Raw genomic sequence first — 17,581 nt, forward strand, 5'->3', positions numbered from 1 at the left:
ATTTTCCCATGATTTCTGTAGCATTTTCTGTTTTATTCGCGGCATTTTTACTATTGACACTGGTATTGCGCTTCTGGCTGGGCTCGCGCCATATTCGCCATATCTTGCAGCACCGCGCTGCGGTTCCTGCCGAGTTTGCAGAAAAAATCCCGCTCGCTGCACATCAAAAAGCAGCCGACTACACGATTGCCAAGACCAAGCTGGACATGGTGTTGCTGGTATTGAATACTGCCGTGCTGATCGGCTTTACCTTGTTAGGCGGCTTGCAACTGCTATCTGTGACGCTGGTCAAGATCACCGGTCCCGGGATGACCTATCAGCTGAGCTTATTGGCTTCGTTTGCCCTGATCGGCAGCCTGATCGACTTGCCTTTTGATTACTACAAACAGTTTGTGCTGGAACAGAAGTTTGGCTTCAACAAGATGACGCCAGCCCTGTTTTTTGCCGATCTGCTGAAAAGCAGCTTGCTCGGCGCGGCGATTGGCCTGCCCCTGATCTGGATCGTGTTGAGCCTGATGGATAAATCCGGCGCCTGGTGGTGGTTGTATGCATGGCTGGTCTGGAGCGGCTTCCAACTCTTGATGATGCTGATCTATCCTAGCGTCATTGCGCCGCTGTTTAATAAATTCACACCGCTGGAAGATGACAGTCTGCGTACCCGCATCGAGGGCTTAATGCAACGTGTCGGTTTCGCTTCGAGCGGCTTGTTCGTGATGGACGGCTCCAGGCGCAGTGCCCATGGTAATGCGTATTTTTCCGGCTTTGGCGCGGCCAAACGTATCGTATTTTTTGATACCTTGTTGTCGCGCTTGTCGCCGCCGGAAATCGAAGCAGTGTTAGCCCATGAGCTCGGCCACTTCAAGCTCAAACACATCGTCAAACGTATCAGCGTGATGTTCCTGGTGTCGCTCGGCTTCCTTGCCCTGCTCGGCTATCTGAAACAGCAACTCTGGTTTTACCACGGTCTCGGCGTCGAACCTATGCTGCTGGCATCGAATGACGCCATGGCCCTGATCCTGTTCATGCTGGTTTTGCCGGTGTTTACTTTTATCTTGTCCCCGCTGACATCGATCAGTTCACGCAAGCATGAATTTGAAGCGGATGCCTTTGCCGCGCAACATACCAATGCGAACGATCTGGTGGCCGCGCTGGTGAAACTGTATGAAGACAATGCGTCGACCTTAACGCCGGACCCCTTGCATTCTAAATTCTACGATTCGCACCCGCCTGCCTCTGTGCGCATTCATCAACTTCTTTCGGTACATCCATCATGATCAACACTACGACCTTGCTCGCCAAAAAATCTGTCCATACTGAGACCGCGCTCGATGTCAGCGCCTTGCCTGCGTATTTTGCAGCGACGCCAGGCTGGGCGCAGGATGGACCGCGCATCGTAAAAACCTTTCACTTCAAAAATTATTACGAAACGCTGGCCTTCATCAATGCGATCGCTTATGTGATCCATGCAGAAGACCATCACCCGGAGCTGGTCGTCACCTACAACCGTTGCATCATTAAATTCGACACGCATACCGTCAACGACGGCAAAGGCGGCATTTCAGAAAACGACTTTATCTGCGCCGCCAAAGTCGATGCGATTTTTCAGCAAAGTTTTTCTTGATGAGTAAGGCCAGGCTGCTAGCAACCGTCATCGCTGCCCATGGCAGACACTATCTGGTACAGGCGGAAGACATCAAATTGCATTGCGTCACCCGTGGCAAAAAAACGGATGTGGCCGTCGGCGACATCGTCGAATATCAGCTTACCTCGAAGAACCAGGGGGTGATTGAAGCGATTACACCGCGCAAGACGTTGCTGTACCGCTCCGACCAGTACAAATCCAAGATGCTGGCAGCAAATCTGACGCAACTGCTGATCGTGGTCGCCACCGAGCCCAGCTTTGCCGACGACTTGATTTCACGGGCGCTGGTTGCGTCCGAATCGTCTGGCATCAAAGCCACCATCGTCCTGAACAAAATCGACGTCGCCGCAAGCTTGCCCAAAGCACGCGAGCGTCTCGCCTTATATGCCGGTCTTGGTTATCCGGTACTGGAAGTCTCGGTTACCGCAGCGCCCGAGGCTACCCGCGCGACCATGCTGAATCTGATCCAGGGCAATAGCACCATCCTGATCGGTCAATCGGGCATGGGCAAATCCTCGTTAATCAACTTGTTAATCCCGGACGCTGAAATCGCCACCCGTGAAATCTCGGCAGCGCTCGATACCGGCAAACACACCACGACCTTCACCCGGCTGTACCAGATGGAAGGCGACACGGCAGTCATCGACTCACCGGGTTTCCAGGAATTTGGTTTGCATCATTTGAGCGAAGGCATGCTGGAACGCGCGTTCCCGGAATTTTTACCGCATCTGGGCAAATGCAAATTCTATAATTGCCATCACCATACCGAACCTGGTTGCGCGATTTTAGCCGCCGTTCAATCCGGTGAAATTGCACAAATGCGCCACGATTTATTTGAGCAACTGGTGCACGAAGCCGCCCAAACCATAGGCTATAAATAAAGCCATAAGGTTCGTACCGGACTGATCAGACCGATGCGTCAACGAATCGGCCTAAGACGCCCGCAGACAATCCACGATCTTCATGTGCGAGGCACGCCAGGCTGGGATAAAGCCGCCGACAAAACCCATCGCCAATGAAAATATCAACGTCTGCACCACGATCTGCGGCGTCAGTTTGAACTGGAATGCGAGTTCGCTAAAGGTCTGGAAGTTGGTCGTTGAAATATCAACGGCCTGCATCCACGATGCAGCGAACAAGCCTATCGCGCCGCCGACCAAAGACAGTAAAAGCGACTCCAGCAAGAAGGCAATCAGCACCGCCATCCGGCGAAAACCCAAGGCCCGCAGTGTACCGATCTCGCCAACACGCTGCGCCACTGCGGCAAACATCGTGATCATGGCGCCGACCACGGCGCCGATCGAAAAGATCACCGACAAACTCAGTCCCAGAATGCGGATAAAGGTCGCCAGGGCTTCACTCTGTTCAGCATAAAACCGTATCTCCGGCTTGGCATCGATCTGTAAACGCGGATCGGCTTCTATCGCTTTCGTCACGGCTGTTGTCGCACTCTGGTCGGCGAGGCGAAACACGATAGTGGAATACGCATTGCGTCGGAAGGCCGCCATCATCTGTTCGCTATCGCCCCAGATTTCGCTATCGAATCCGGTTTTACCGGAATCAAAAATCCCGACGACCAGCCAGTCCCGTTGGGCGAAATGCAGGGTCTCCCCCAAACCTGTTCCTTTAAAGCCGCTGGCAATCGAATGCCCGGCGATGATCTCCGCAGTACCGGGGCGGAACATGCGCCCTTGCACCAACTGTACTTGCGGACGCAACTCAAGACCCAATGCCGAGGTGCCGCGGACAGTCACATTGCTGGGCTTGCCGTTACTGCGTTTCGGCAGATTATTCAGCACCACCGGCTCTTTGCTGACTAATGGCAAACCCTGACGATTACTCGCGATACCGGGCAAGCTTTCAATAATCGCGGCCTGGTCGCGACTGATACCGCTATTGATTTCCGCCCCCGCCCCTTTACGCAGCACCAGCATATTATCGGCCTGTCCGGTTGCCACCAAAGTCGCGCGTATGCCCTCGCTCATCATCAGCACCACGGCAAATACGAACACCACCAATGCCATACCGCCCGCAGTCAATAAGGTCGTCACCCGGCGTACCCAGAGATTACGCGCCACATAGGATAAGGGAATGGCTCTCATGTCGTTCTCATCGGGTGTTTACTGGCGTTCATCCCACATGCCTCAAACCATTGACGATATCGATCCTGCTCATTTTCCAGGCTGGCCATGCCGCTGCCGCCACCCCGACCACGATACTGGCAGCCAGTTGCAGCAGCATTGTGGTCTGCGATACGACGAAGACTGGAAACAAGGTGCCGACCGCTTTTGCAAAGGCATTCGCAATCGGCAGCGTGACGAATAAACCGGCCGCGCCGCCGATCAGAGCAATCACCAGACTTTCACCAAATAATAATTTCACGACAAAGCCGGGGGAGAAACCCAGTGCCTTGAGCGTCGCATATTCTGCCAGCCGTTCACGCGCCGTCATCATCATGGTATTCGCCATCACCGCCATGATGATGATCACGATGACGATACTGACGGCATTGATCGCCACCAGAATCGCCTCACTCATGGAAACAAAGCCGAGTTGAAAGGCTTTTTCTGTTTCGGTCAGCGTCTCTGCCAGCGAATTTTTGAATAAGGCATCGAGACGCTCGGAGACCAGCGGCGCATTATTCGGTTCATTGATACGTACAATATAGACGCCGACAAAATCGGCACCTTTACCCAGGCGCTTACGTACCGATTCGGACAAAAATTGCCAATGGAAGAGTAATTGCGATTCATCCGTTTTGGCATCCACGCCGTCCCAGATACCGCGTAAGGTAAACGTCCAGGTACCCGGATAAATCGTACCGCGAATCGGAATCTGGTCGCCTATCTTCCAGCCATATTGATTGGCGAGTTTGCGACCGACGATGGCGCCTTGCCGGTCCAAGATAAAGGCTTTTTTCTCTTCGTCTTTCAGGACATATTCCGGATACAGGGCGAGATAGCTGGCGGGTTCTACCGCAAATTGCGGGAAAAAATTACGCTCAGTGATGTAGACGCCGCCGAACCAATTCGACCAGCTTAGGCCGGTCACGCCTTCCACATTGCGCAGGCGCTCAGCGTAGCTGAGCGGCAAAGGAAAAGTCAGGGAAATCGAATTGCGCGTCACCAGACGGGTACTTGAGGTTCCCTCCACGCCGGCATACCAGGCATCGACAATCGTCCGCAATAAACCAAAAGCACAAATCGCCACGACCAGACCGACCATAGTCAGCAAGGTTCGCAAGCGATGGCGAAAGGCATTCTTGAGTAATAGCTTGAGTATGAACATACGTCGCGTCGTTAATGTGCGACGGCAAGAGCAGCGCTGCCATTAAGCGCCTCATCCGGCACCAGCACGCCTTTTTCCAGATGCACCAGGCGCCGTGCGCGCGATGCCGCCTTGGGGTCATGCGTTACCATGATGATGGTCTTACCCAAATTGCGATGCAGTTCATCGAGCAAATTCAAGATCTCTTCCGCAGTCACCCTATCCAGGTCGCCGGTAGGCTCATCGGCCACAATCAAGGCCGGATCAGTCACCAGGGCGCGCGCGATTGCGACGCGTTGTTGCTGGCCGCCGGATAACTCATTCGGATAATGATCCATGCGGTCATCGAGACTGACCATATGCAAGGCCGCGGTTACATGGGCTTTGCGCTGGGTGCCGGATAAATGGGTCAGCAATAAGGGCAGTTCGACATTCTCAAATGCCGTCAGCACCGGCATCAGGTTATAGAACTGGAAAATGAAGCCCACATTGGCGGCACGCCAGTCCGCCAGTTGCCCTTCGCTCAGCTCGGCGATATTGACACCGGCTATTTCTATGGTGCCGCTGCTTGCTTTATCGATCCCCGCAATTAGGTTCAACAAGGTGCTTTTACCCGAACCACTCGGCCCCATCAGCGCCAGGAACTCGGCTCTTTGGACATCCAGATTGACGCCCTGCAACACAGGTATCAACTGACCGCCGCGCACATAGGACTTATCCAGCTGACGTATCCTGATGATCGGCTCTTCAGGAACAATTTGCTGAACTGCTTCAACCACGGCGCTATCGTTCATTTGCTGGCCACCACAATTTTTGTTCCGGCAACTAATTTTTCGCCCGGAGACAACACCAGTTTGTCGCCCGATTGCAGCGCTGCCTTGATCTCGACATTGTCGCCGATTTTGCGGCCGACGCTGACCTCGATAGCCTCGACGGTATCATCCTTGATGCGGAACACTTCTTTCTTCCCTGCGCGTTCGACGATTGCTTTAGGATTCAGTGCCAACACCGGTTTTTGATCCGCATCGGTCGCCGCCTGCGACAGGATAGTGACCTTGGCGCTCATCTCGGGCAGGATACGCGGATCGAGTTTTTCAAAGCGTATCTTGGTCATGACCGTGGCTTTGGCCCTGTCCACGGTTGGGACTATCCCGACGACGTTGCCGCGAAAACGGCTATCCGGCAAGGCATCCAGGGTAATCTCGACAGGCTGGCCGATTTTGGCTTTTGCCAGATTGCTCTCCGATACATCCGCCTCGACTTCCAGGGTGCTCATGTCGGCCATCGTCACTACCGCCCCCTGGCTGCCGGCCGCGCTGGAGAATGGCGTAATGATGTCGCCGACATTGGCGTTCTTGACCAGCACCACACCGTCGAAAGGCGCGCGGATCTCGGTAAAGTCCTGATTCACCTGTTGCACTTTAAGCTGGGCGCGTGCCACTGCAACTGCCGCTTGCGCGGAGATCACTGCCGCCTTTGCCGAATTCACGCGCGTGGTTGCGCTGTCGAGCGCCTGCGCAGAGACAAAGCCTTGCGCTTTTAAACCCTGGCTGCGTTTAAGTTCTGCTTCGGCATTGATCAGTTCCACATTGCTCTGGGCGACCCCGGCTTCGGCCTGCCGGATACTCGCTTGCGCCGAGGCGATCGAGGCTTGTACATCACTCGCATCCAGCTTGGCGATCACCTCCCCTTGCTTGACCTGACTGCCTTCGCGTACATTCAGCCAGACCAGTCGCCCGGTGGCCTTGCTCGCCACCGCGGCACGGCGTTGTGCGACCACATATCCCGAAGCGGTCAGCTGCGCATACTGCTGCGATGGGTAAGCGGTCAGCACGGAGGTCGCCTGCACTTCGGTTTTGCCCGGGCGCAGCGCAACGCCTGTGGCGACCACGATGGCGACGATAATCGCAAGCCATTTACCTCGCCCCGATTTCTTGCCGGAAGGAACGACGCTACGATCGATTTTGAGTTGGTTCAGGGACGAAGGCGGGGATGCCTTTGCGGGAGAGTTCGCTGGTATTGGCTCTGTCATTTTTCCGGTACCGGGAAGAAGAAAATAAGACTCAATGGTGGGCTAGCCACCCTCGCGTGTTTCATATAACCTGCACAATCTTAACAATTTTAACATTCAAAAATCGCCCTGATGTGGCAGTTGCGGCAGTAAACATCGCAAATTAAACCTAATTGAATCGTCGGGACTTACGCAAAAACTAAAACCTCTCATCACAGAGACACGCAGACATAGGGCAAAGACCGGAGAGGAAAGGCGTTATGGCATTTCAATATTCAAATGAACCGCAAGCCGGGTGCGGCTGTTGGCACGAAATGCCCCGGAAAGCCGCATCCAGTCTGCGGGTTCAATCTGAATTGTGGCAAACAGTTTTCTATTTTGCGTAAGCCCGCATAGTCATTCAATTTAATTTAATTTGAATTTAATTCGATTCAACGCATCAAAAAATACCTTGCATCAGTCAATATCATCAACCCGGCCAAAAACATCAAAGGAGAATCGAATGCGCAGGACAAACCTCGGTAACAAGACGATCTTAGGTCTCATATTAAGCACCTGTTTTGCAGTGCAGTCTGCCGACGCCGATACGCTGCTGCTACGCCAGCCCAGCGTATCGCGCGACCATCTCGCCTTTGTCTATGCCGGCGATATCTGGCTGACCAGTCGTAGCGGCCAAAACCCGGTGCGGCTGACTACGCATCCTGCATCCGAGTTTTCTCCCAAGTTTTCGCCCGACGGTAAATGGCTCGCCTATTCAGCCAGCTATGACAACAATACCGACGTGTATGTTATCCCGGTTGACGGTGGAGAAGCGCGTCGCCTGACCTGGCATCCGGGTCAGGACGTCGTGGTCGGCTGGAGTGCCGACGGCAAGCGCGTCTTGTTCGCATCGAATCGCGAGATCGCCAATAGCCGCAGCAATCAGCTATATGAAGTGCCGCTGGAAGGTGGCTACGAGAAAAAAGTCATGGAAGCCATCGCCTTTGAAGGCAACTGGTCAGGCGATGGCAAATATCTCGCCTATCGTCCCTTCCGCCAGGCCTATAGCGGTCCCAGCGGCTGGCGGCTGCACCGTGGCGGCACTACACCGCCGATCTGGATCATGGATGTCGCGAATAACAAGCTGGAAAAAATACCGCATGACAATGCCAACGACAGCAATCCGGTCTGGGTCGGCGACGAGGTATTTTTTATTTCCGACCGGGATAACAAAGTAGCGAATCTGTTTGCCTATAACCGCAACACCAAAGCCGTGCGTCAAGTCACCAGGGAAACCACCTGGGATATCCGTAATATCAGCGCGTCCGGCAATAGCGTGGTGTACGAGGCCGGTGGCGAGCTGAAAGAATTCGATGCAGCGACGGGCAAGACGCAAACCATTCATATCAATCTGGAAGCGCAGACCACGCTAGCGATTCAGGCCCGTCCGCAATGGAAAGATGCCAGCAGCACCATCACCTCGGCCAATCTGTCGCCAACCGGCAAACGTGTCGTGCTGAGCGCGCGTGGCGAGGTATTTACCGTCCCGGTAAAAGACGGCTCGGTTCGCAACCTGACCGAGAGCTCCGGCATACGCGAAAAAGACGGCTTATGGAGCCCCGACGGCAAACGCATTGCCTACATCTCTGACGTCGGCCGTCAGCATCGCCTGGTATTGCGTGACCAGGCCGGACTCGATCAAGCGAAAACACTGAGCTTAGGTCAGTCGGGCTATTACACGCTGCTGGCGTGGTCGCCGGATAACCAGATGATCGTGTATCAGGACAACCATCTCCAGTTGTATGTAATTCATCTCAATAACGGCAGCATCAGCAAGATCGACGCGAGCGCGCGACGTTCAAAATTCAACGTCTCGTTTTCTTCCGACAGTAAATGGCTGGCCTACACCGTCGTGGGCGCCAATCATTTTTCGCAAATCAAATTACATGATTTCACGACGGCGAAAAATACCAGTCTGACCGACGGCATGAGTCACGCCGACCATCCTGTGTTTGCGGCGGCCGACTATTTATACTTCACCGCCTCGATCAATGCCGGCCCGACCCAGGTCGGTCTCGATATGTCAACCCAGGAACGGCCGCTACGCAATGGCTTGTATGTCGCGGTTCTGGCTGCGGATGGCAAGTCGCCTTTGTTACCCAAGACTGGCGATGAGGGAAGCAACAAAGACGATGAGAAAAAAGACGAACTTAAAAAAGAAGCGGCTAAAGACCCTGCAAAAGATGCGGCGAAAGACAAAGACGCAAGTAAGGACGCCGCTGCCAAAGTCATCAAGCCAGTCAAGATTGATCTGGCCGGTTTGCCGCAACGTATCGCCGCTCTGCCGGTCGCAGAGCGCAATTACGACAATCTCGCAGTAGCATCGGATGGTTCCTTATTCTATCTGGAGCATCGCCAGCCCGGCGTCAGCCATGAGCCGCCAGCCAATAAGGACGATGATGATGCGGACCTGATGCGTTTTAGTTTTGAAGATAAAAAAGCGAAATCACTGCGCCAGGGCATCGCCTCTTTCAGCCTCAGCGCCGACGGTAAAAAGATCCTGATCCAGTATGCCAAGAGCAAACTCGACATTGGCGATGCCGGCGAAAAACTGGATGCGAAACCGATCGATTTATCGCAAGTACGTATGCAAGTGAATCCACGTGAAGAATGGGAGCAAATCTTCAATGAAACATGGTGGATGGAAAAAGAATTTTTCTACGATGCCAACCTGCACGGTATCGACTGGGATGCCATCTATACGCGCTACCATGCGCTGCTCAAACACGTGCAGCGTCGGGAAGATCTGAATGAGTTGCTGGTCGAGATGATAGGCGAGCTGCAAGTCGGCCATAATCGCACCGGTGGCGGCGATGTCTATCAAGAGAAACCTGTCGCCGTTGGTCTGCTCGGCGCCGATTATAGCTATGAGCAGGGACATTATCGTATTAAAACCATCTATCGCGGCGATCGCTGGAATCCTTTCCTCGCAGCACCTTTGGCGGCTCCCGGCATGAATATCAAGGAAGGCGATTACTTGCTGGCGATCAACGGCAAAGCTTTGGATAAGGGTAAAAATCTGTACTCGCTGTTAGCTAACACAGTCGGTAAACAAGTGACCCTGACCGTCGCCGGCGACCTGACGAATACGCCAGGCAGGCACGTGATCGTGCAACCGGTCGCCAATGAAACAGCATTGCGCCAATGGCATTGGATAGAAAAAAATCGCGAATACGTCCAGAAAAAAACCGACGGCAAAGTCGCTTACGTGTACTTGCCGGATACCGGTTCCGACGGCTATCAATACTTTAACCGCATGTTTTATGCACAAGCCGACAAGTCCGCCCTGATCATCGACGAACGCCGCAATGGCGGCGGGCAAGCGGCCAACTACATCACCGACATCCTGAACCGCCAGTACCTGGCAAGCTGGAAAGACCGCGACGGCCTGTTGTTTACCACGCCGGGCGCTGCGATTTACGGCCCGAAAGCGATGTTGATCGATCAGGATGCCGGCTCCGGCGGCGACTTCTTGCCGTATTCATTCAAGCGTCTCGGTCTGGGCACCTTGATAGGCAAACGCACCTGGGGCGGCCTGATCGGGATTTCCGCCAATCCCGAACTGATTGACGGCGGATTCTTGCTGGTACCTTTCTTCCGATTCTTTACGCCCGAAGGTGAATGGCGCATAGAAAATGAAGGCGTATCGCCGGATATCGATGTCGAACTCGATCCTACCGAGGTCAATGCAGGCAAAGACACTCAGCTCGATGCGGCAATCCAGAATGTCATGCAAAAACTCCAGACATATCAAGCGGTACAGAGACAGCAGACGCCGACGATGCCCAAGTTAGGTAAATAGTTTTGCAACCGACTAAACCGATTCGGTTAAGCAGAACCTAGCTGAATCGGTTTAGCCAAAATAAAAAGCGGCTATCTGCTCGCAGATAGCCGCTTTTTTCATATTACTAACTGTCGTTCTTATTCGTAGTCGCTCACAGGAATGCAAGAACAGAAAAGATTACGGTCGCCATACACGTTGTCCGCGCGACCTACCGGTGCCCAGTATTTTTGCTTGCGCAAAGACGGTAGCGGGAAAGCAGCGATTTCACGACCGTAGGCATGGGTCCATTCATTTGCGACCAAGACTTCAGCCGTATGCGGGGCGTTTTTCAATGGATTGTCTTGGGCGTCGAACTCGCCGCTCGCGACCTTGGCGATTTCTTCACGAATCGCGATCATCGCGTCGATAAAACGATCCAGCTCCGCTTGCGATTCGCTTTCGGTCGGTTCTATCATCAGCGTACCCGGCACCGGGAAGCTCATGGTCGGTGCGTGGAAGCCGAAGTCGATCAGGCGTTTTGCTACGTCTTCATTGCTGATGCCAGTCGCATCGGTCAAGGGGCGCAGATCCAGGATACATTCATGCGCGACCAGGCCATCGTGGCCTGAGTACAGTACCGGGTAATGCGGCGCCAGACGTTTCGCGATGTAGTTCGCGGCCAGAATCGCTGTCTCGGTTGCCGCTTTCAAGCCTTCAGAACCCATCATGGCGATGTACATCCATGAGATCGGCAAAATGCTGGCCGAGCCGAATGGCGCTGCGCTCACCGCAGAAATGCCGTCTTCACCGCGAATATATCCTGTCGATTTTTGATTCGGCAAGAACTTCGCCAGATGCGCACCGACTGCCACCGGGCCAACGCCAGGACCGCCGCCGCCGTGAGGGATGCAGAAAGTTTTATGCAAGTTCAGGTGGCTGACATCGCCGCCGAATTTACCCGGAGCGGCAACGCCGACCAGCGCATTCATGTTCGCGCCATCGACATACACCTGGCCGCCGTGCGCATGGACGATCTCGCACAACTGTTGAATGCCTTCTTCAAACACGCCATGCGTCGATGGATAAGTAACCATGACCGCCGCCAGATTCGCGCTGTGCTTTTCCGCTTTGGCTTTGAGGTCAGGCAGATCAACGTTACCTTTGTCGTCGCATGCCACCACCACCACATCCATACCGACCATACTGGCTGATGCCGGATTGGTGCCGTGTGCCGATGAGGGGATCAGGCAGATATTGCGATGCGCCTCGCCGCGCGATGCGTGATATGCCTGGATCACCAGCAAACCGGCGTATTCGCCCTGGGAACCGGCATTCGGCTGCAGGGATACGGCATCATAGCCGGTCGCTGCGCACAGCATGGCTTCTAACTGCGCGATCATTTCGCGATAGCCGATGGTCTGATCGTCCGGTGCGAATGGATGGATACTGGAAAATTCCGGCCAGGTGACCGGGATCATTTCTGATGTCGCATTCAATTTCATCGTGCATGAACCCAATGGAATCATGGTGCGATCCAATGCCAGATCTTTGTCCGCCAGGCTGCGCAGGTAACGCAGCATTTCATGTTCGGAGTGATAGCGATTGAATGTCGGATGCGTCAGGTAAGTGCTGGTGCGCAACAAGGCTGCTGGCAAGGCGTCGTTCACAGCGGCTTCCGTTGCAGCAAAGTCAGGAATCGAAAGGCCATTTGCAAAGATGGCCCACAAGGCGTCGATATCGACACGCGTAGTCGTTTCATCCAGCGATACGCCAACTTGGGTTGCGCTGATCTGGCGCAGGTTGTAGCCCGCTGCTTGTGCGGCTTGATGGGTTGCTGCTGCGTCCTTGACATTGATGGTCAGGGTGTCGAAGTAAGTGTGATTCGCGACGCTCACGTCGAGCTTGTTCAGGCCAGCCGCCAATACGCCGGTGAAGCGATGCACGCGTTGTGCGATTTGACGCAAACCGGCCGGGCCGTGATACACGGCATACATGGAAGCCATCACTGCCAGCAAAACCTGGGCGGTACAGATGTTCGATGTGGCTTTTTCGCGGCGGATATGTTGTTCACGTGTTTGCAATGCCAGGCGATACGCTTGCTTGCCCTGTGCATCGATGGTCACCCCCACCAGGCGTCCCGGCATGCTGCGTTTGAACGCATCGCGGGTCCCCATGTAACCGGCATGCGGACCACCGAAGCCGAGCGGCACGCCAAAGCGCTGGCTGTTGCCGACGACCACGTCGGCGCCCCACTCGCCTGGCGGCGTAATCAGTGTCAAGGCCAGCAAATCGGCAGCGGCAATCACCATGGCGCCTTTGGCATGCACAGCCGCAGCGAATTCGCGGTAATCGCGGATCGTGCCATCCACACTTGGATATTGCAACAGGACGCCGAAGCAATCGTTTTCCAGGGCTTCGTTAGCGGTCAGGGTACGGACTTCGATACCCAGAGGCTGGGCGCGGGTTTCGATAATTTCACGGGTTTGTGGCAAGACATCGTGAGCCACGTAGAACACATTCGAGTTCGATTTGCCGACGCGCTGGATCAGCGTCATCGCTTCCGCTGCCGCTGTACCTTCGTCCAGCATTGAGGCATTCGCGATGTCCATGCCGGTCATATCGGTGACGACTTGCTGGAAGTTCAGAATCGCTTCCAGACGGCCTTGAGAAATCTCTGGCTGGTAAGGCGTGTACGCGGTGTACCAGGCCGGATTCTCAAAAATATTCCGCAGAATCACGCCGGGCGTATGGGTGTTGTAATAACCCTGACCGATCAGGGATTTGAGTACCTTGTTTTTACCAGCCAATGCTTTCAAGCTTGCCAGCGCTTCTGTTTCTGATTTGGCGTCGGTGAATTGCGCCAGCGGCAGTACGTCATGGCGGCGGATATTGGCGGGCACAATCGCATCGATCAAAGCGGTGCGCGTCGCATAACCCAAGGTCTTGAGCATGGCGGCTTGTTCTGCCTCGGAAGGTCCGATATGTCGGGCGATGAAAGCGTCATGCGCTTCGAGTTGGGTCAGGCTGGTGCGGGTCATAATATGTCTGCAGAAAAAGTGGCGATGATGAAAGCGACTTCAAATAAAAATCGCTGCTGCCGGAGCGATGACATCCACTCCGGCAATCAAAAAAGCGTATCAATGGATCAGTTGTGCGATTGAACAGTGACAGGAATTAGCCGATATTTTTGGCGTAAGCATCGGCGTCCATCAAGGCATCGACATCGGCCATGTTCGCTGGCTTCAGTTTGAACATCCATGAACCGAAGGCATCCGTATTGATGGATTCCGGCGCATCGACTACCGCTTGATTGACTTCGACCACTTCGCCAGAGACAGGGGCGTAGATGTCGCCTGCCGCTTTGACAGATTCCACCACAGCGCAATCTTTACCGGCAGTCAATACCTGACCGACTTTTGGCAAATCGACGAACACGATATCGCCCAAGGCATCTTGCGCGAAATCGGAAATACCGACAGCGATCGTGCCGTCGGCTTCAACGCGCACCCATTCGTGGGACGCTGTGTATTTGAGGTTAGCTGGAATTGTCATGGGGTTCTCCAAAAAATTAAAATAATAAATTGTTACGGATAAGCTTACGAGACGAAATCATTAAAAACATAAAAACCTCTCAAATATGTCTTACGCTACCAATACCTTGCCGTTACGCACGAAAGGCAATTTCACTACCGTCGCAGCCAATTGCTTATCGCGAATCGCGACGTGCACGGTATCGCCGATCGCAACGCCCATAGGCAGGCGCGCCAGAGCGATCGCTTGCTGCATGCTTGGGCTGAACGTGCCGCTGGTGATTTCGCCTTCGCCTTGTGCGGTAATGACTGTTTGGTGAGCGCGCAGGATGCCGCCTTTTTCACGCAGAATCAGGCCGAGGAATTGTGCGGTCTGGCCTTGTTCCTGCAAGGCTTTTTTACCGACGAAATCGCGCTCGGCAACCAGATCGATGGTCCATGCCAGACCGGCATTCAATGGATTGACTGTTTCATCCATGTCTTGTCCGTACAGATTCATACCGGCTTCCAGGCGCAGGGTGTCGCGTGCACCCAGACCTGCGGGCTTGACGCCGACGGCAGCCAGAGCGTTCCACAGATAGGTGACACGTTCCGCAGCGACCGCGATTTCAAAACCATCTTCACCGGTGTAACCCGTGCGAGCCACCATGACTTCGCCGAATGCCGTGCCGGCAACAATGACGGCGTTGAAAGGCTTGATCTCGGCGCTGGCGGCCTTGGTTTCCGGTAAAACTTCCCATGCTTTGGCGCGGGCATTCGGGCCCTGTACGGCGACCAGGGCAAAGGCGTTCGCACCATCGCGACGCTGCGTAATGGTGATACCGGCCTGGGTTGCAAGATTATGCGCATTCATCCAGGCTACGTCTTTTTCTGCGGTGCCTGCATTGACGACCAGACGGAACCAGTCTTCGCTGAAATAATAAATAATCAGATCGTCAACGACCGTACCTTCCGGCTTCAGCATGCAGGAATACAGCGCTTTGCCAGGAACTTGTAATTTATCGACGTTGTTGGCAACCAGGCCGCGCAAGAAGCTGCGGACATTTGTCCCTTTGAGATCGACTACGCACATGTGGGAAACGTCGAACATGCCGCAATCGGTACGGACTGCATGATGTTCTTCGATTTGTGAACCGTAGTTGACTGGCATGTCCCAACCGCCAAAATCGACCATCTTTGCGCCGGCGGCACGGTGGGCTGCGTTGAGGGGGGTTGCCTTGAGAGTTGCGGCTGCTTGCGTCATGAGAACCTCATTACCAAAATAGAAGGGACAATGCATCACGCAGACGGGAACTTGCCCATCACATGCGATGACATCGCAGACCCCTCTGTCCTGATACCTGAGAGATTACGGACTGGCTATAACGCCCATCCGTGCGCACCTTCGGTGGATAGTTCGGCTTGATGACAGTTGCCGCTACCGCTCTCCAGAGTTTGGGGTGTTTCTACAACCCCGCTGATCAGTCCTTTTGCCTGAGAGTTTTTGGGTGTTAGCCCCTTCGGCGGCGGCTGACAAAACTTTGTCCAGCCACGCTCTCCTGATCAAGTAGCGCGATTATAAGGGCTTCGTTCCCTGTTGTGAACTTTAGCGCGCTAAATATTTGCGCCAGGCATCATATAAAACTGAAGCCGCATATCTGATGCGGCTTAGCAGGCATAAATGGCTCAAAAGGCGCATGGAATATGCGGATGCAATTCTTCCATCTAACTTAATCATTCCGGTAAATATCGCGTTTGATCTGCTGCATTTGCTGGCTATAACGGAACTCCCAGCTGCGCAGCTCCTCCATGCGGTAGGCAGAACCTTGCAAAAATTCGCGCAACTCCTGCCGTTCGCGTTCACGCCTGCGGTCATTACTGGCGGTATCGTTATTGGTCACACGATTCTTATCATCCTGATCACGCCGGATCTCACGCTCAATCCGCTCCAGGCGGCGAGCGGCATCAGCGCGCCGGTCGTTTAACGAGGCCAGATCGATATGAATGTTGCTGAGCTTTCTGGCAATATCCTCGTAGTCCTGGCCTGCATTCCAAGCGCGGCGTACCTGATTTTGCTGGCTGGCTTGACAGACTTCGAGAGCCATCCGGTGATTGCGGCGGCCAAAAGCGAAGGCATTCTCAGGGCTGCAGTAGACGGCGTTTTGCGCAAACCATGCCTGATTGTAGGTATCGCGCGTTTGCGGAATCACGAACACATTATTGCGCCGGGCGTTGCTGATGCGCTCTTCGATTTGATTCGGTTGGCCGAAGCCATCTGCATTCCCGGCTTCGCGCCAATACTGGATCAGTCTTTGCTCCCATTGCTGCTGGTATTCTGCTTCGCTGAATTTCAAGCCACGCGCCCTGGCATCGGCACGTCGGGTAATCACATCGCGCCCCTCAGTCGCATCGCTCCAGCCGAGGCGGCGCCAGTATTCGACGATTTCTTTATTCCAGGCTGCTTTATAGGCATCTTCGCGTACCTGCACACCCTTTGCCTGTGCCGCTTGCGCGTGATTTTTCAGCTCGCTATCCGGCACTCCGTCATGCGCATCCTGAAAACCGGTCTGCGTCCAATACGCATAATTGCCGGCATGCCAGCCTTGCTGGTAACTGCCTTGATTGAAACCGATCGCCTGGCCGCTGGCAGCCCTTAGCTGCTCGTCTTTGGCGGAACGTCCTGCTTTGCCATCGGTATCGCCAACACCATACCAATAGTCGGCATTGCCGCGCACCCAGCCGCGCTGATACGCATCCTGATTCGGCGGTGTGTGATTTTTAACGATGGTGTCAGTCTTCAACTGCTGCTCATAATTCGAGATTGCCAGGGCACTGATGCCATCCTGCACGCCGACCTGCTCCCAAAAATGCTGATTACCCTGTTGCCAGCCAGCTTGGTACTGACTCGCAGACTCCTGCTTAATTTTGTCGCCGTCAACCGTCGCACAAAACTGGCGACGCTCCTCAAAGCGCGCATCAAAACCTTGCGCACCGTCTTTATTGCCGATGAAGTTCCAGTCGCCTACCTTGCAATCCTGCCTCAGATTCATGGTGGTCTGGCAGGCCGCCAATGGCAGAAGCATTACCGCAGCGAGCAGAAACTTGCGAAAAAATATCAGCATAAATAGCACGGGTTTCATATTGGAATACCTGACTAACGTTTGCCGCCCCTGTTTTGTTGACCTTATCACCAACATAAAACGCCTTCTAACGATACCGCAACACGATGCGACCCGGCTCTCGCAAGGGCTGAGCGCAACACGCCCGGGATCAGCCCTGCTATAAAACGACTTGGCTAGTCAACTTGACGTCAGGTATTCTTCGCACCTGGACTCGCCCTGTTCAAGCGT

The 17,581-nt window shown here is 54.3% G+C and carries 12 protein-coding genes and 2 riboswitches; of the genes, 4 read left to right on the plus strand and 8 right to left on the minus strand.

Annotation, left to right across the window (positions count from 1 at the left end):
• The first annotated feature begins 8 nt into the window (after positions 1 to 8).
• From LPB67_RS08550 to rsgA, 3 genes are read left to right on the plus strand one after another with little or no spacing between them, the layout of a single operon-like run.
• Positions 9 to 1,274 carry a M48 family metallopeptidase gene (locus LPB67_RS08550; protein ID WP_262836703.1) on the plus strand — a complete coding sequence of 422 codons (1,266 nt, stop codon included), beginning with the start codon at positions 9 to 11 and terminating at the stop codon, positions 1,272 to 1,274.
• Entirely contained in the window at positions 1,268 to 1,621 is a 354-nt protein-coding gene (locus LPB67_RS08555) for a 4a-hydroxytetrahydrobiopterin dehydratase (protein ID WP_410482722.1), read from the plus strand. Before LPB67_RS08550 ends, LPB67_RS08555 begins: the two co-directional genes overlap by 7 nt.
• On the plus strand, positions 1,621 to 2,523 hold the full coding sequence (rsgA, locus tag LPB67_RS08560; protein ID WP_262836706.1) for a ribosome small subunit-dependent GTPase A: 903 nt from the start codon (positions 1,621 to 1,623) through the stop codon (positions 2,521 to 2,523). Before LPB67_RS08555 ends, rsgA begins: the two co-directional genes overlap by 1 nt.
• 51 nt (positions 2,524 to 2,574) lie before the next feature.
• Here the strand turns inward: rsgA and LPB67_RS08565 are convergent, their stop codons facing one another.
• The 4 genes from LPB67_RS08565 to LPB67_RS08580 are packed head-to-tail and all read right to left on the minus strand — an operon-like array spanning position 2,575 to position 6,941.
• Positions 2,575 to 3,744, minus strand: coding sequence for an ABC transporter permease (locus tag LPB67_RS08565; protein WP_262836707.1), 1,170 nt, complete (start codon positions 3,742 to 3,744; stop codon positions 2,575 to 2,577).
• 28 nt (positions 3,745 to 3,772) lie between these two features.
• Positions 3,773 to 4,930 carry an ABC transporter permease gene (locus tag LPB67_RS08570; protein ID WP_262836708.1) on the minus strand — a complete coding sequence of 386 codons (1,158 nt, stop codon included), beginning with the start codon at positions 4,928 to 4,930 and terminating at the stop codon, positions 3,773 to 3,775.
• A gap of 11 nt (positions 4,931 to 4,941) precedes the next feature.
• Positions 4,942 to 5,703, minus strand: a complete 762-nt coding sequence (locus LPB67_RS08575; protein ID WP_262836709.1) for an ABC transporter ATP-binding protein — start codon at positions 5,701 to 5,703, stop codon at positions 4,942 to 4,944.
• Positions 5,700 to 6,941: an efflux RND transporter periplasmic adaptor subunit gene (locus LPB67_RS08580; RefSeq protein WP_262836710.1), complete on the minus strand. Its 1,242-nt coding sequence runs from the start codon at positions 6,939 to 6,941 to the stop codon at positions 5,700 to 5,702. Before LPB67_RS08580 ends, LPB67_RS08575 begins: the two co-directional genes overlap by 4 nt.
• Positions 6,942 to 7,422: 481 nt before the next feature.
• Between LPB67_RS08580 and LPB67_RS08585 the strand changes: the two genes are divergently transcribed.
• Positions 7,423 to 10,761 carry a S41 family peptidase gene (locus LPB67_RS08585; protein WP_262836711.1) on the plus strand — a complete coding sequence of 1,113 codons (3,339 nt, stop codon included), beginning with the start codon at positions 7,423 to 7,425 and terminating at the stop codon, positions 10,759 to 10,761.
• A 119-nt stretch (positions 10,762 to 10,880) separates the two neighbouring features.
• On the opposite strand, the gene gcvP is transcribed toward LPB67_RS08585, so the two are convergent.
• From gcvP to LPB67_RS08605, 4 genes are all read right to left on the minus strand, one after another.
• Positions 10,881 to 13,760, minus strand: coding sequence for an aminomethyl-transferring glycine dehydrogenase (gene gcvP / locus LPB67_RS08590; RefSeq protein ID WP_262836712.1), 2,880 nt, complete (start codon positions 13,758 to 13,760; stop codon positions 10,881 to 10,883).
• 136 nt (positions 13,761 to 13,896) lie between these two features.
• Positions 13,897 to 14,274: a glycine cleavage system protein GcvH gene (gcvH, locus tag LPB67_RS08595; RefSeq protein ID WP_262836713.1), complete on the minus strand. Its 378-nt coding sequence runs from the start codon at positions 14,272 to 14,274 to the stop codon at positions 13,897 to 13,899.
• Between the two features lie 90 nt (positions 14,275 to 14,364).
• Entirely contained in the window at positions 14,365 to 15,495 is a 1,131-nt protein-coding gene (gcvT, locus tag LPB67_RS08600; protein WP_262836714.1) for a glycine cleavage system aminomethyltransferase GcvT, read from the minus strand.
• A gap of 75 nt (positions 15,496 to 15,570) precedes the next feature.
• Positions 15,571 to 15,693, minus strand: a riboswitch (glycine riboswitch).
• A 10-nt stretch (positions 15,694 to 15,703) separates the two neighbouring features.
• Positions 15,704 to 15,803, minus strand: a riboswitch (glycine riboswitch).
• A 158-nt stretch (positions 15,804 to 15,961) separates the two neighbouring features.
• On the minus strand, positions 15,962 to 17,353 hold the full coding sequence (locus tag LPB67_RS08605; protein ID WP_262836715.1) for a DUF2799 domain-containing protein: 1,392 nt from the start codon (positions 17,351 to 17,353) through the stop codon (positions 15,962 to 15,964).
• Positions 17,354 to 17,581 lie beyond the last annotated feature (228 nt).

The sequence above is a fragment of the Undibacterium sp. Jales W-56 genome, assembly GCF_025548535.1.
Lineage (GTDB): Bacteria > Pseudomonadota > Gammaproteobacteria > Burkholderiales > Burkholderiaceae_D > Undibacterium.